This is a genomic window from Micromonospora sp. NPDC005173, from assembly GCF_040608515.1.
In the GTDB taxonomy this organism is placed as follows: domain Bacteria; phylum Actinomycetota; class Actinomycetes; order Mycobacteriales; family Micromonosporaceae; genus Micromonospora.
In genome coordinates, this window is sequence record NZ_JBEXIK010000002.1 from 62,308 (window position 1) to 77,221 (window position 14,914).

The window sequence follows — 14,914 nt, forward strand, 5'->3', positions numbered from 1 at the left end:
GTCGTCGGTGAGCGTGGGTGGCGCGGGGTGGAGGTGCCGCTGGCCCGCCGTCCGGGTGACGGACGACGGGCCAGCCTGCGAGCCAGGCGCGGATCAGCCCGGCGGTACGGCTCGGAGCCGATCAGCTCCGGGCCGGGTCAGCTCTCGGCGAGACCGGCGCGGGCGGCGACGGCGGTGTCCGGCTGGTCGGTGAAGACGCCGTCCAGGCCCAGGCCGAGGAAGAGCTCGTATTCCGCGGTGATGTCGCCGCGCCCGTTCGGGTCGGTACCGATCCGGAAGTCCACCGGCAGGAACTGGTTCTCCGCGCGGAACGTCCAGGAGTGCACGAGCAGCCGCTCCCGGTGCGCGTCGCGCACCACCGTGGTCGGGGCGAGCAGCGCGCCGGCCGCGTCCCGGGGCACGATCAGGTTCTTGTTCGCCCCGATGCCGTCGGCGTACGCGGCGATCCACTTCAGCCCGGCCGGCTTGGCCAGGTCCTGGTAGCTACGGGCGTCACCGGCGACGGTGAAGTCGTACGGGCGGCCGGTGGCGTCGAGCAACTGGACCAGGTTGACGTCGATCATCCGGTTCAGCTTGCGCAGGTTGGCCGTCTCGAACGACTGGATGAAGACCGGCGCGTTGCGGTTGGTCAGCTTGTTCTGCCGGAGCACGCGGACCAGCGGCTCCTCCAGCGGCAGCCCGATCGAGGCGAAGTAGCTCGGGTGCTTGGTCTCCGGGTAGATGCCGATCGTGCGGCCCCGTGCCCGCCCCTCGGCACGGGCCAGGTCGATGACCTCCTGGAGAGTGGGCACCTCGAAGCGACCGTCGAACGCGGTGTTCGCAACCCGGACCTGCGGCAGCCGCTCCTTGGCCCGCAGTGTCTTCAGCTCGGCCAGGGTGAAGTCCTCGGTGAACCAGCCGGTGACCGCGACACCGTCGATGGTCTTCGTCGCCTTGCGGGCGGCGAATTCCGGGTGCGTCGACACGTCGGTGGTACCCGAGATCTCGTTCTCGTGCCGGGCGACCAGGATGCCGTCGGAGGTGGAGACCAGGTCCGGCTCGACGTAGTCGGCGCCCATCCGGATCGCCAGCCGGTACGCCTCCAGGGTGTGCTCCGGCCGGTAGCCGCTCGCGCCACGGTGACCGATCACGATCGGCCGGTCGGACGCCCGGGAGCGGTCCGTCTTGGCCGCCGGGTCGGCGGTGGCGATGGTCGGTACTGCCACGGCGGCGGCGAGCAACACGCCGGCCAGGCCGAGGGTCGAGAGGGTACGTCGCAACGCCGTCTCCTGTCGTCGGGGGAACCGCTTCAGCAGATCGGCTTCGATTGACCGGGAGTTGGTCGGTGACTGGCCGGCAGATGAATCTCCGGAATGGGCGTTCCCACTCCCCTGATGACACGGAAAAGGAAGATTGTCTGGTGCGCCGGTTTCTCCGCAACCCCGTGCGGCTGGTGCCGTTCGGGTTCCTGGTGCCGATCCTGCTCGGCACCGGGCTGCTGATGACGCGCTGGGCGACCGTCGACCACCAGCGCCCACCCCTGGTCACCGCGCTCTTCACCGCCACCTCCGCCGTGTCGGTCACCGGCATGGCCGTCACCGACACCCCCAACTACTGGTCCGGCGGCGGACTGTTGGTGATCACCCTGCTCACCCAGCTCGGCGGCCTCGGCATCCTCACCGTCGCGGCGCTGGTCATCCTGGTGGTCTCCCGCCAGCTCGGGCTGCGTAACCGGCTACTGGTGCAGGCCGAGACGGCGGAGTTCGGCATCGGTGACGTGGGGCGGCTGCTGCGCCGGATCGCGGTGACCGTCTTCGCCTGCGAGGCGGTGATGACCGCGCTGGTCGCCGGCCGGCTGTGGCTGGCCTACGACTACCCACCCGGGCGGGCCCTCTGGTCGGGCGTCTTCCACGCCGTCCAGGCGTTCAACAACGGTGGCTTCGCGCTCTACTCCGACGGTCTGCTGGCCTTCGACCGCGACCCGTGGGTGTCGCTGCCGCTGGCGTTCGGCGCGATCGTCGGTGGGCTCGGGTTCCCCGCCCTGTTCGAGGCGGTCCGCGAGTGGCGCCAGCCGACGCGCTGGGCGGTGGCCACCAAGCTGACCATCTGGGGCAGCGCCGTGCTGCTGTTGCTCGGCTTCGCCGGCCTGCTCGCCGCCGAGTGGACCAACGACGGCACCATCGGGCCGTACGACGTCCGGGGCAAGGCGCTCGCGTCGTTCACCCAGATCGCGCTGAGCCGCACCGGGGGCTTCAGCGTCCTGGACACCACCGCCCTGCAGGAGGAGAGCTATCCGCTACTGATCGTGCTGATGTTCATCGGCGGCGGCAGCGCCAGCACAGCCGGCGGGATCAAGGTCTCGACGTTCTTCCTGCTGGCGTTCACCCTCTGGGCGGAGCTGCGCGGCGAGCCCGACGTGACGGTCGGGCACCGCCGGGTGGCCACCGCCAGCCAGCGACAGGCCATCACCGTGGCGCTGCTCAGCGTCGCGCTGGTCACGGCCGGGACGATGACCCTGCTGCTGCTCACCGAGGGGGTCCGCTTCGTCGCGGCCCTGTTCGAGGTCACCTCCGCCTTCAGCACCACCGGCCTGACCATCGGGCTGGCCGGCACGCTGCCGGCCAGCGGCCAACTGACCCTGACCGTGTTGATGTTCATCGGCCGGGTCGGGCCGCTCACCCTCGGTTCGGCGATCGCCCTGAACACCCGGCGCCGGCTCTACCGCTACCCCCAGGAACAACCCGTTGTCGGTTAGCAGCAAGGAGGGTCGAGGTGTCAGCTAGACGCGCGGACGGCCGCGGCGTCGTGGTGATCGGGCTGGGTCGGTTCGGCTGCCACCTGGCGGGGTCGCTGAGCCGGATGGACCGCGAGGTGCTGGCCATCGACCGCAACCCGGAACAGGTCCAGCGCTGGTCGGCTCAGCTCGACCGGGTCGTCCAGGCCGACGCGACCGAGGAGGGGGCGCTGCGGCAGCTCGGCGTTGCCGGCTTCGGGCGGGCGGTGGTGGCCATCGGGGCGTCGGTGGAGGCGAGCGTCCTCACCGTGCTGGCGCTGGTCGAGCTGGGCCTGCCGCAGATCTGGGCGCGGGCGACCTCGCAGAAGCACGCCAAGATCTTGTCGTCGGTCGGTGCGCACCACGTGATCTTCCCCGAGGCGGAGACCGGCGACCGGGTGGCGCACCTGATCGTCAGCCGGCTGCTCGACTTCATCGAGTTCGACGACGACTTCGCGATCGCCACTGTCCGGGTGCCGGAGTCCCTGGTCGGGCGGACCCTGCTCGACCTGCGTCCGGAGGAGCGCTACGGGGTCCGGGTGGTCGGCGCGAAGCTGCCGGGCGAGCGCTTCCGGTACGCCTCCGACAGCATGGCGCTGTCCGAGGGTGTGGTGCTGGTCGTGGAGGGCGGGATCGACCAGGTGCAACGGTTCGCGGGGCAGCGCTGAGCGGCCCACTTCTTCCCGCCGCCGTGACCCTTGGTCACTTTTCCGCTTTTCCCGAACCGCCACCCTTGCCCTTGCTGGGCTTCGCGGGCTTGGCCTTCGTGGTGCCACTGGCCGGACCCGAGCCGCCACGGACCGTCGCCGCCTTCGCCGGGGCCTTCGTGGCCGGCTTCTTCGGCGGGGCGGTGGACGGAGCCGTGCCGGCCACCCCGGAGACCCGTACCCCGCAGGTCGCGTCGCCGAGCCGGAACTCCACCGGCAGCGGGTTCGCCCCGCTGTACTTCCCGGCCAGGGTGAGCTTCTCGGCCGCGCCGGGCGCCAACGTGGCGCGCTGGGCCGCCGGCCGGATCAGGACCGTGCGCCCCTGCTGGTGCACCGGGGTCGGCTCCGCCTTCGTCACCGTCTGCTGACCCGGAAAGGTGAAGCTCATCGTCCAGTCACGCAGCTCGCTGCCCCCGGTGTTGGTCAGGGTCAGCTCGGCGGCGAAGTCCTTGCCGGAGTCCGCACGCAGCGCGTACGCCACCTCGCAGGGCGCCGCCTTCGGCAGACCCATCCGGGCCTCGGTCGGCGGCCGGTCCTCACCGCTGGCCGGGCTGCGCGAGGTGAACCCCCACAGCGCCCCGGTGACGGCGATCAGGCTGGCGGCGGCCACTCCGGCCTCCACCCGTCGGCGCCGGTTCGCCCGCCGGATCCGGTTGCGGGTACGGGACAGCGGCAGCGCGTCGGTCTCCGCCGACCAGGGCAGGATCGTGGTGCCCGCGCTGGCCAGCGCGGCCGGGTCCAGCGGTCCGGCGGCCGGCGAGACCGGCACCGCCGCCAGCATTCCGGCCGCGTCGGCGAGGGTGCGGGCCAGCTCGGCGGTGGCCGGCCGGTCCCCGGGCTGCTTGGCCAGGCAGCGCCGCACCAGGTCGGTCACCTCGTCGGGCAGCCCCGGCACGGCCTGCATCGGCTCCGGTTCGTTGTACATGTGCGCGCGCAGCATCTGCGTGGTCGTGCTGGCCTGCCACGGCAACCGGCCGGTGAGCATCCGGTAGAGCAGCAGCCCCACGGCGTACACGTCGGTGGCCGGGGAGACCTGGCCGTTGTCCAGCCGCTCCGGTGCGAGGTACGCGGGCGTGCCCAGCAGTGTCCCGTCCGGGCCCTTCTCGCTCTCCCCCACCAGCGCGGAGATACCGAAGTCGACCACCTTGACCCCGGTCGAGGTGAGCATCACGTTGCCCGGGGTGACGTCGCGGTGCACCACGCCGCGGGCATGCGCGGTGGCGAGCGCGGAGCTGACCTCCGCGCCGACGGTCACCGCCTCCCGCCAGGGCAGGCGGCCTTCCCGGCCCAGCCGGTTGGCCAGCGAACCGCCGTCGACCAGCTCCATCACCACGTACGGCACGGTCAGGCCGACCTGTTGGGACTCGCCGTAGTCGTACACGTTGGTGATGTGCGGGTGGCAGAGCCGCGCGGCGGCCTGCGCCTCAATCCGGATCCGGTGCCGGAAGGCCCGGTCGCTGGCCAGCCGGGAGGCCAGCACCTTCACCGCGACCTGGCGGCCGAGCACCTCGTCGTAGCCCCGCCAGACCACCGACATGCCGCCCGCGCCGAGCTGCTCGACGAGCCGGTACCGCTCATCGAGGAGTTGCGCGCTGTTCCGGTCCCCACCACCCATGGTGGCCGTTGTTGCCCGCACGGGGCCCGGCTACACCTCAAGTATCGGAATCGGTCAGGAATGTCACCCGTTCAGGCGGTCGCCAGCAGTTGGTCCACCGGGGCGTAGTCGTCGGTCAGCACCAACGCGGCACCGATGAAATCCGTCAGCTCCGGGCCGGACAGCAGGCTCACCTGCCGATCGACCTCGTCGAGCCGGGCGCGGACGGCGGCCAGCGGCAGTGGCGCGTCGGAGGCGACGATGAGGAAGTTGGCACCCTGCTCCTCGGCGAGCGCCTCCGGCGGGGCGATCAACGCGATGTGCTCGAACTCGGCGGCCACCGTGGCCAGCTCCGCGCGGATGAACCGCAGCGGCGGATAGTCGATGACGTTCTGCACGTACACCCCACCGGGGCGGGTCACCCGCCGGACCTCGGCGGCCATTTCGCGGGTGGCCAGGTGCCAGGGCACCACCAGGTGGCCGAACGCGTCGCCGACCACCAGGTCACGGCTGTCCGTCGGCTCACCGACGACCAGCATCCGGGCGTCACCCACCACCGCCCGCAGCTCCGGCCCCGGGCGTACGCCCAACTCCCGCTCGCCCAGCTCGACCAGCCCGCCGTCGATCTCGAACACCACGTTGTCGGTGCCCGGCCGGGTGGCGGTCAGGTAGCGCGGCACGGTGAACCCGCCGCCGCCCAGGTGCAGCGCGTCCAACCGCTGCCCGGCCGGCGCGGCCACGTCGGCGACCGCGCCGATCCACTTCGTGTACGCGTACTCCAGGTGCTTCGGGTCGGCCAGGTCCACGTACGAGTGCTGGGCCGAGTTGAGCAGCAGCGTGCGCCCGCTGGGCCGGTCCGGGTCGGACGTCACCCGGGCGCAGTGGTACGCCGTCTCGATGTCGCACGGGTTCGGCGCCACGGTGGTCAGCCCCGCCCCGACCAGGCCGAGCACGGCCAGCGCGGCCCGGGCCCGGGCCGGACCGGGCAGCTCGGTGGGCGCCTGCCGGCGCAGGTACCAGCCGAGGCCGATGCCGGCCAGACCGAGCGCGATCGCCAGCGCGAGCAGGATCACCGTGCTGGGTAGCGCGGCGACCAGCACGAAGCCGGTGAGCAGGGTGGCGGTGATGCCGCCCAGGGTGCCGATCCCGGACAGCCGCCCGACCACCTGGCCGGTCCGGCGCAGGTCGGCGAGCTGGAGCTTCACCACCAGCGGGGTGACCGCCGCCAGCAGCGCCGCCGGCACGAACACGGCCAGCGCCACCAGCAGCAGGATGGCGGTCGCCGCACCGCCGCGCAGCACCTCACCGGCGTACCGGACCACCGGCAGGGTGATCGCGGTGGCGATGCCGGCCAGCACCAGCGCCGGCGCCAGCAGACCCCGCGGGTTGCGCCGGTCGGCCAGCCAGCCACCGGACCACGCCCCGTACGCGATCGCGGCCAGCGCGATGCCGATGACCGAGCTGGTCACCTGGAGGGTCACCCCGACGTACGGGCCGACCAGGCGCAGCGCGACGGTCTCCAGCACCAGTACGGCGCCGCTGGAGAAGAAGACCAGAAAGGCGGCCAGGCCGTTGGGCAGCGCCCGGCCGGTGATCGGCACGGACGAGGCCGAGGACGCCTGCGGGGCGGCCACGTCGGACGGTGGGGAGCTCATCGTCGCGATGGTACGCAGCGAAGCTGGTGCTCCGGGTCAGTACATCGAGAGATGAACATGGTTCGTGTGGCTCGCTGCCGGGCTGCCGCTGCCGCTGTACGAGCGCCAGCCGGTGCCGGGGTGCCAGATCTGCCGGTACCAGATCACGTAGAGCACGCCCAGCCGGTCGGCGTTGCGCACGTGCCAGGCGGCCAGGCTGTCCCCGTACGCCTTGTCGCCGCCGGTCGCGTTGCGGTCCTCGAAGCCGTTGGTGGCAGCCGCGAAGTCGCAGGCCCGCCCCTTCGGGTGCTCACCGCCGCCACCCTCGCGTTTGCAGGAGACGTACCGCTTGTAGCCGGCCGCCTGGGTCTGCTTGAGCGCGTTGAGGGTGCGGGGGGTGATGCAGCCGGAGGTGGTCGGGTCGTCCACCGAGCAGGACTCCGACGGCCAGGAACCGTCGGGGTTGCGCGGAGCCGGCTTCGCCGAGGCGGAGCTGCCGCCGCTGAAACCGTTGCTGCTGCCCGAGCTGACCTCGGCGAGCGCCGCCTCGGCCTCCTTCTTCTTCTTCGCCATCACGGCGAGCTGCTTCTGCTGCTCGCGGACCTCGGCGTCGATGGCGACCTTGGCCTGCTGCGCCTGCTGCCGGGCGTCGGCGAGATCGCGCAGCCGCTTGCTGTCCCGCTGCGCCATCAGGTCGAGGTCGGAAGCGCGTTGCAGGAACGCCTGCGGCGTGGCGGTGTTGAGCAGCATCGACGCCGGGGTGAGCCGACCGACCCGGTACGACTGCGCGGCCACCTCGCCAACCTGGGCGGTGAGCCCGACCAGCCGGGCTTCGACGGTGGTCAGCTCGCCGCTGAGGGCGGTCTGCCGGCGCTTGGAGTTGTCCAGCTTGGCCTTGGCCTCGATGTGGCCCTTGGCGGTCAGCTCCAGCGCGTCCTGCAGCTTCTTGCTGCCGCCCTCACCGGGCTCCGCGTACGCGGGCACCGCACCACCGGCGAGCACCAGCGTGACGGTAGCGAGCAGAGCGAGCAGCTGACTGAGCCTGGTCCTGGGCACGAAAGCGTCCTTCCGTCGACCGCCGGCCCCCGGTGAACTCCACTGCACGGCGGCGTCCCCGCCGGCGCCGATCGGCGGCCTGCTGGCGGAGACCGCCGGTCACGATACCGGAACGAGCGCCGGTGACCAGCCCCGTGCCCGCCCCGCCGCTCCGGTGTCGACGCAGCGTGCTGCCACCGTCGCGGACTGCGTGGATCAGGAGCCGAGCAGGGCGTCGTGCACCTCGGCCCAGACCTGCTCGTTGGCCGCGACGAGCAGGCCTCGCCCCTCGCCGGCAGGGTGATAGTCGACGCCGTCGAACCGACGGGCAACGCCACCGGCCGCGCGGACCAGCAGGGCACCTGGGGCGTGGTCCCACGGCAGGGTGCGCCAGAAGAGGGTGAACTGCTGCTCGCCGGTGAGGATGTCCAGGTACTCGCGGCCGGCGCAGTGCTGGCCAGGCAGCAACTCGCCGAGCCGCCGGCCGCCGGCGCGGACCCGGTCCCGGGCCTCCGGTGGCAGGAAGCGGGTCATGGCCGCGCCGCGCAGCTCGCCCAGCGGCGGCACCCCGACCGCGCCGCCCACCGGCCGGCCGTTGAGCAGGGTGCCGTCGTCGGCCCAGCCGGCGGCCAGGGTCTCGGCCAGCGGGTCGAGGATCCAGCCGGCGGTCAGCCGCCCGTCGGTCAGCAACGCCACCATCAGCGCGAACGGTCGTCGGCCGGCGGCGAAGTTGGCGGTGCCGTCGATCGGGTCCACCAGCCAGACGTCCCCGCCGTCGCGCAGGTGCCGCAGCAGCCCTGGATCGTCGGCGACGCCCTCCTCACCGACCACCATCGAGCCCGGCCGCAGCCGGCGCAGCCTCGCGGAGATCAGCTCCTCGGCCCGGCGGTCGGCGATGGTGACCACCTCGCCGGGCGCCTTCTCCGACACGTCCGCCTCGTCGAGCTTGCGGAACAGCGGCAGCACGATCTGGTCGGCGGCCTCCCGGAGCAGGTCACTGACGTCGTCGAGCAGGGTGTCAGCCACGCGGCGGCAGCTTGACCACGCTGACGAAGAACTCGTCGATCTGGCGGACCACCGAGATGAAGCGCTCGAAGTCCACCGGCTTGGTCACGTAGGCGTTGGCGTGCAGCTGGTAGCTGCGCAGGATGTCCTCGTCGGCCTGCGAGGTGGTGAGCACCACCACCGGGATCCGGCGCAGTTCCTCGTCCTTCTTGATCTCTTCCAGCACCTCCCGGCCGTCCCGGCGCGGCAGGTTGAGGTCGAGCAGGATCAGGTCGGGCATCACCGCGTCGGCGTACTGGCCCTCCTGCCGCAGGTAGGCGAGCGCCTCGGCGCCGTCGGACACGACGGTCAGCCGGTTGCGCAGCTTGTGCTCCTCGAACGCCTCCTGGGTCATCAACACGTCACCCGGATCGTCCTCCACGAGCAGGACCTCGATCGGGCTCTTGCCGTCCGCTGGCGCGGTCATCCCACCGTCTCCCTCATGTCACCCGTTCTACCGCTTTCCCGGGACCCGTCGGCCCGGTCCGGCCGGTCCGCCTCGGCGGACTGCTCCGGCAGCGCGGGCGGCGTCTCGGCCGAGGGCTCGGATTCGCCCGTCGCGTCACCCTCGACCGGCGGCTGCTCCGGCGTCTCGGCGGCCGTGGCGGCCGCCTCGATGGCCTCGGGCAGCGCCGGCAGGGTGAACCGGATGGCGGTGCCCTCCGGCACGTCGGTGTCCACCCAGACCCGGCCGCCGTGGTATTCCACGATCTTCTTGGCGATGGCCAACCCGATGCCGGTGCCCGGGTACGCATCCTTCGAGTGCAGCCGCTGGAAGATCACGAAGATCTTGTCGGCGAACTCCGGCTCGATCCCGATGCCGTTGTCCTGGCAGGTGATCTCCCACTCGGTCCCGACCAGCCGGGCCGAGACGTGCACCTTCGGCGGCACGTCCGGGCGGCGGAACTTGATCGAGTTGCTGACCAGGTTGGCCAGCAGGTTGGTGAGCAGCGGCTCTTCGCCCCGGATCACCGGCAGCTCGGTCCAGGTCAGCTCGGCGTCGGCGTACTGCCGGGCGGCCTCGGTCTGGCCGGCCACGTCGCCCATCACCTTGTTGAGGTCGACATCGACGAAGCCCGCGGTGAGCCGGCCGATCCGGGAGAACGCGAGCAGGTCGTTGATCAGCCGCTGCATCCGCTGCGCGCCGTCCACCGCGAAGGCGATGTACTGGTCAGCCCGCTCGTCGAGCTGCCCGGCGTAGCGGCGCTGGAGCAGCTGGCAGAAGCTGGCCACCTTGCGCAGCGGCTCCTGGAGGTCGTGTGAGGCCACGTACGCGAACTGCTCCAGGTCGCGGTTGGACCGGGTGAGCTCCTCGGCCTGCTTCTGGAGCTGGGTGTTGACCCACTCGATGCGCTCGCGCGCCTCCCGCACCTCGGCCAGGTCGGAGGCGATCTTCTGGCGCATCGCGTCCACGTCCTCAGCGAGCCGGATGAACTCCGGCGGGCCGGTGGTGGCGATGCCGTGCTGGTAGTCGCCGTCGGCGACCTCGCGGACCTGGTCGGCCAGCCCGACGAGTGGCCGGATCACCATCCGGTCCAGGGAGAGCAGCAGCACCGTGCCGGCGACGACCACCACCAACGCGGCGATGATCAGGAGCACGACCAGCACGTTGCTGCTGCTACGCACGGCGGCCGCGGCCTCTTCCCGGGCGGTCAGGATCTCCTGCTGAAGGTCGCCGACCGCCGACCGGACCTGGTCGAACTGCTGCCGGGCCTGGTCGTTGACCAACGCCTGGCCGGCGGTGGTGCCGCGCTGGTCGGTGGTGGTGATCACCGGCTCCGCCACCACCTGCCGCCACTGCTCGGCACGCTCCTCGACGGTCCGCAGCTCCTGGCCGATCTGTGGATAGTCATCGAGCAGCGTGCGCATCGAGGCGACGAGGTCCTTCTCCTGGTCGAGCCCCGCCCGGTACGGCTCAAGGTCGGCCGGGTCACCGCTGACCGCGTACCCGCGGACCCCCGTCTCCTGGTCGAGCACCGCGTTGAGCAGTTCCTGCGCCTGCACCCGCAGCGGGCCGGTCTTGTTCAGGATGGCGTCGATCTGGGTGCGGTTGCGGGCCGCCATCGCCGCCTCGGCGGCGGCCAGGCCGATCAGCAGCACGCCAACGACGGTGAGCAGGGTGATGACCCTGCGGCGCAGACTCCAGCCGCCGACCACCGGCGTCACCGGCCACCGCCCCGGCTGACCAGCAGCATGGCAACGTCGTCGGCGAGCGGGCCACCGTTGATCTGCTCGGCCCGGCCGACCAGCCACGCCGGCAGCTCGGGCAGCGGCACCTGGCGGTTCGCCGGCTCATCGAGCAGCCCGCTCAGACCTGGCACGTCGAGCCGCTCGTTGCTCGTGCCCACCCGCCCCTCGATCAGGCCGTCGGTGTACATCAGCAGGGACCAGTCATCGGTGTCGAACTCCAGGTCGTAGGCGATCGGCCGGCGGGGTCGTACGCCCAGCAGCAGGCCGCCGGGCGCGGGCACCGGAACGACCCGGCCGCCGGAGAGCAGCAGCGGCGGCGGATGCCCGGCGAGTCGGACGGTGGCCCGGTTGGCGTCCAGGTCCAGTCGGGCGGTGGCCACCGTCGCGAAGATCTCCTGGAGCCGGCGCTCGCTCATCAGCACCTGCTCCAGCGCGGGCAGCACCTCGTCGTCCGGTACGCCGGCGAGCACCAGTGCCCGCCAGGCCACCCGCAGCTCGACGCCGAGCGCGGCCTCGTCCACGCCGTGCCCGCAGACGTCCCCGACGATCAGGTAGAGACGGTCCGGACTGGTCTGCACCACGTCGAAGAAGTCGCCGCCGATCAGCGCGGCGTGCCTGCCGGGTCGGTAGAAGGTGTGCACCGCCACCTGGTCGGTCGTCATCAGTGGCTGGGGCAGCAGGCCGCGTTCGAGCCGAGCCGACTCGGCCTGGCGCAGCTCGACCTCGCGCAGCCGGCGGGCGTTCTCGTCGGCGCGTTTGCGCTCCACCGCGTAGCGCAGCGCCCGGGTCAGCAGCACCCCGTCGACCTGGCCCTTGACCAGGTAGTCCTGCGCGCCCTCGGCGACCGCCACGATGCCGAGGTGCTCGTCCGAGCGGCCGGTGAGCACGCAGACCGCCGCGCCGCTGGACATCTCCAGCACCTGGCGCAGCCCGTCCAGCCCCTGCGCGTCCGGCAGGCCCAGGTCGAGCAGGACACAGTCGACGTTGCTGATCCGTTGCCGCGCCTCGCTGAGGCTGCTGGCGATCAGGAGGTCGATCATCGAGTTCGTCTCGGCGAGCAGCTCACCGACGAGGAAGGCGTCACCCTCGTCGTCCTCCACCAGCAGCACGCGCAACCGCTCGCCCGGCGGCAGGTTGGCGTGCCTCGACAGGCCGCCGTGCGGGTACGGCACAACGGGGGAACCGGCCAGGCCGGCTCCCCGGTGCGGCCGGGTCACCGCCGCGAGGCGCGGGAGATCGCTGGTGATGTCGGGCTCCTTCCGAGTGCCCTGCTGATCCTGTATTAGACAACGGTCGGACACAACACGATGGCGTCGGCGCGACCGGTAATGGGCCGGATCACTGCCCGCGAAGGACAAACCGGGCGGCGGTGGAGGCCAGGACGTCCGGCCGTCCCACCCGGAGCCGCCTAGGGGAAGGATGGTGCCACCCCAGGCCCCACCACCCCGAGGAGTTCCCGTGGGCGCACCCCCCACCCCCGTCACGAAGGGCAGGCCGGCCCGCACGGGTCCGGACGTACCCCTCGCCGACCGTGCGCTGGCCCGGCCCCGCCGGCGGCTCGCGGCCGCCGTGGCCGCCCTCGTCGCGCTGGTCGCCGTCGGCGCCGGCGGCCTGCTGGACCTGCGCACCCCGGCGCCGAGGGCGGCCGACGCGCCGGCGGACGCGTTCAGCGCCAGCCGGGCGTACGAGGACGTCCAGGTCATCGCAGCCCGGTCGCACGTCGCCGGCAGCCCGGCCAACGACCAGGTCCGCGCGCACATCGAGCAGCAGTTGCGCGGGCTGGGCCTGGAGACCGAGGTGCAGGACACCGTCGCCCCGGAAGCCGGCCAGCTCAGCGGGGCGGCAGGTGGGGCCACCCTGGCCCGGGTACGCAACGTGGTGGCCCGGCTGCCCGGCACCGACCCGACGGGCCGGGTCTTCCTGGTCGCCCACTACGACTCGGTGCAGACCGGGCCGGGCGGCAACGACGACGCGGCCGGCACCTCCGCCATTCTGGAGGTCGCCCGGGCGTTGGCGGCCGGCCCCCGGCCGCGCAACGACATCGTCTTCGTGCTGACCGACGCCGAGGAGGCGTGCCTCTGCGGCGCCTCCGCGTTCGCCGCCAGCCATCCGCTGGCCGCCGACGGTGGGGTGGTGCTCAACCTGGAGGCGCGCGGCTCGACCGGCCCCGTGATCATGTTCGAGACGTCCCGGAACAACGCGAAGCTGGTGGACGTCTTCGGCCGCGCCGCCCCGCACCCGGTCGGCACCTCGTTCGCCGTGGAGATCTACCGCGCGCTGCCCAACGACACCGACTTCACCGCGTTCCTGGACCGGAAGTTCGTCGGTCTGAACTCGGCGTACATCGACGGTGGCGCGATCTACCACACGCCACTGGACACCCCGGCATCGATGGATCGGGGCAGCCTCCAGCAGCATGGGGACAACGCGCTGGGTCTGGCCCGGGAGTTCGGCCGCACCGACCTGACCGACCTACGCTCCGGGAACGACGCCACCTACTTCCCGGTCCCCGGCGGGCTGGTCCGCTACCCCGGCTGGCTCACCCTGCCGCTGGCCCTGCTGGCAGTGCTCGCGGTGGCCGCGCTGGGCTGGCTGACCCGTCGGCGGGGTCGGGCCAGCACCGGCCGGCTTGCCGCCGGCTTCGGACTGGCCCTGGTGCCGATCGTGGCCGCGCCGCTCGCCGCACAGCTGCTCTGGATGGCGATCACCGCGATCCGGCCGGGGTACGCCGAACTGCTCGACCCGTACCGGCCGATCTGGTTCCGGTTGGCCGTGCTGGCGCTCGCCGCCGCCATCCTGTTCACCTGGTACGCGCTGACCCGCCGCCGGATCGGGCCGGCCGCGCTCGCCGTCGGCGGGCTGGCCTGGCTGGCCCTGCTCGGGGTGCTGCTCGCCGTGGCGGTGCCCGGCGGGGCGTACCTCACCACCCTGCCGGCGCTGGCCGGCGCCCTCGGCGGGCTGGTCGCGCTGCGCACCCGGCAGACCGGGCCGTGGCCGGTGGTGGCGGTGACCGCCGCCAGCGCGGTCGGCGTGGTCATCCTGCTGCCGACCGTGGTGCTGCTCTTCCCCGCGCTGGGGATGGCCATGGGCGGCGTGGCCGCGCTGGTCGCGGTGCTGCTCGGCCTGGCCGCGCTGCCAGTGGTCGACCTGCTGCATCCGCAGGCCGGTGGCCAGCGCGGGATGCGGGCGTTGCGGGCCCGGCGGCTCGCGGTGCTGCCGGCCGGGGCCGCCGCCGTGGCGGCGGTGGTGCTCGCGGGAGTCGGTCTGGCCGTGGACCGCTTCGACGCCGCCCACCCCGCGCCCACCCACCTGATGTACGCCATGGACGCGGGCACCGGCCAGGCCCGCTGGCTGAGCCACGAGACCGATCCGCAGCCGTGGACCGATGGCTACGTGGACGGGGTGACCGACGTCGGGGACGAATTCCCCGGGCTCGGCGATGGTGAGCTGCGGGCCGGCCCGGCGCAGGCGGCGAGCCTGCCGGCGCCGAAGCTGGAGGTGCTGGCCGACAGCGTCGCGGGCGGCGAACGCACGCTGCGGCTGCGGCTCACCCCGCAGCGGGTGGCGCGGCTGGCCACCCTGCACGTCGACACGTCGACCGCCACCGTGCTGCGGGCCGAGGTGGCCGGTCGGTCGGTGCCGGTGGAGCCCCGCGCGGGCAGGTGGGGCTTCGGGCTGGTCTTCCACGCCCCGCCGGCCGAGGGGATCGAGGTCACGCTGACCCTGCGACCGATCGCCGGGCAGGTGGCGCTGCGGGCGATGGACGCCAGTGACGGGCTGGACGCGCTGCCCGGCTTCCGCCCCCGGCCGCCAGCCGTCGGCGTCGTCGGCTCGCACAGCTCCGAGATGCTGGCGGTTGCCCGCACCTATCCCCTGTGACGGACGGGCCGGTGGTCCGGCGGAGCCAGTTCTCCGGCGGGCCACCGGCCGTGCGTACCGATCGGAAATGCCGCATGGC

11 protein-coding genes are annotated in these 14,914 nt (G+C 72.7%); 3 read left to right on the top strand and 8 right to left on the bottom strand.

Going from position 1 to position 14,914, the window contains the following annotated elements; translation table 11 throughout:
* Positions 1-137: 137 nt before the first annotated feature.
* The gene (locus tag ABZV00_RS03275) at positions 138-1,259 is read right to left on the bottom strand and encodes a glycerophosphodiester phosphodiesterase (RefSeq protein WP_355601441.1); all 1,122 of its coding nucleotides are present in this window, start codon (positions 1,257-1,259) and stop codon (positions 138-140) included.
* 140 nt (positions 1,260-1,399) lie between these two features.
* On the opposite strand from ABZV00_RS03275, the gene ABZV00_RS03280 reads away from it, so the two are divergent.
* The gene (locus ABZV00_RS03280; RefSeq protein ID WP_355601443.1) at positions 1,400-2,734 is read left to right on the top strand and encodes a potassium transporter TrkG; all 1,335 of its coding nucleotides are present in this window, start codon (positions 1,400-1,402) and stop codon (positions 2,732-2,734) included.
* Between the two features lie 17 nt (positions 2,735-2,751).
* A complete protein-coding gene (locus ABZV00_RS03285; RefSeq protein WP_355601445.1) occupies positions 2,752-3,420 on the top strand; it encodes a TrkA family potassium uptake protein in 669 nt (222 codons plus the stop codon).
* Between the two features lie 34 nt (positions 3,421-3,454).
* Here ABZV00_RS03285 and ABZV00_RS03290 read toward each other — a convergent pair whose 3' ends face one another.
* From ABZV00_RS03290 to ABZV00_RS03320, 7 genes are all read right to left on the bottom strand, one after another.
* The gene (locus ABZV00_RS03290; protein WP_355601447.1) at positions 3,455-5,095 is read right to left on the bottom strand and encodes a serine/threonine-protein kinase; all 1,641 of its coding nucleotides are present in this window, start codon (positions 5,093-5,095) and stop codon (positions 3,455-3,457) included.
* A 50-nt stretch (positions 5,096-5,145) separates the two neighbouring features.
* Positions 5,146-6,708: a fused MFS/spermidine synthase gene (locus ABZV00_RS03295; RefSeq protein WP_355601449.1), complete on the bottom strand. Its 1,563-nt coding sequence runs from the start codon at positions 6,706-6,708 to the stop codon at positions 5,146-5,148.
* A 36-nt stretch (positions 6,709-6,744) separates the two neighbouring features.
* On the bottom strand, positions 6,745-7,719 hold the full coding sequence (locus ABZV00_RS03300) for a hypothetical protein (RefSeq protein WP_355602007.1): 975 nt from the start codon (positions 7,717-7,719) through the stop codon (positions 6,745-6,747).
* Positions 7,720-7,938: 219 nt separating this feature from the next.
* Positions 7,939-8,748 carry an inositol monophosphatase family protein gene (locus ABZV00_RS03305; protein WP_355601451.1) on the bottom strand — a complete coding sequence of 270 codons (810 nt, stop codon included), beginning with the start codon at positions 8,746-8,748 and terminating at the stop codon, positions 7,939-7,941.
* Positions 8,741-9,193: a response regulator gene (locus tag ABZV00_RS03310; protein WP_328420695.1), complete on the bottom strand. Its 453-nt coding sequence runs from the start codon at positions 9,191-9,193 to the stop codon at positions 8,741-8,743. Before ABZV00_RS03310 ends, ABZV00_RS03305 begins: the two co-directional genes overlap by 8 nt.
* Positions 9,190-10,932 carry a CHASE3 domain-containing protein gene (locus ABZV00_RS03315; protein WP_355601453.1) on the bottom strand — a complete coding sequence of 581 codons (1,743 nt, stop codon included), beginning with the start codon at positions 10,930-10,932 and terminating at the stop codon, positions 9,190-9,192. The genes ABZV00_RS03310 and ABZV00_RS03315 overlap by 4 nt, the downstream gene beginning before the upstream one ends.
* Positions 10,929-12,173 carry a fused response regulator/phosphatase gene (locus ABZV00_RS03320; RefSeq protein WP_328420699.1) on the bottom strand — a complete coding sequence of 415 codons (1,245 nt, stop codon included), beginning with the start codon at positions 12,171-12,173 and terminating at the stop codon, positions 10,929-10,931. Before ABZV00_RS03320 ends, ABZV00_RS03315 begins: the two co-directional genes overlap by 4 nt.
* A gap of 241 nt (positions 12,174-12,414) precedes the next feature.
* On the opposite strand from ABZV00_RS03320, the gene ABZV00_RS03325 reads away from it, so the two are divergent.
* Positions 12,415-14,835: a M28 family peptidase gene (locus ABZV00_RS03325; protein WP_355601455.1), complete on the top strand. Its 2,421-nt coding sequence runs from the start codon at positions 12,415-12,417 to the stop codon at positions 14,833-14,835.
* Positions 14,836-14,914 lie beyond the last annotated feature (79 nt).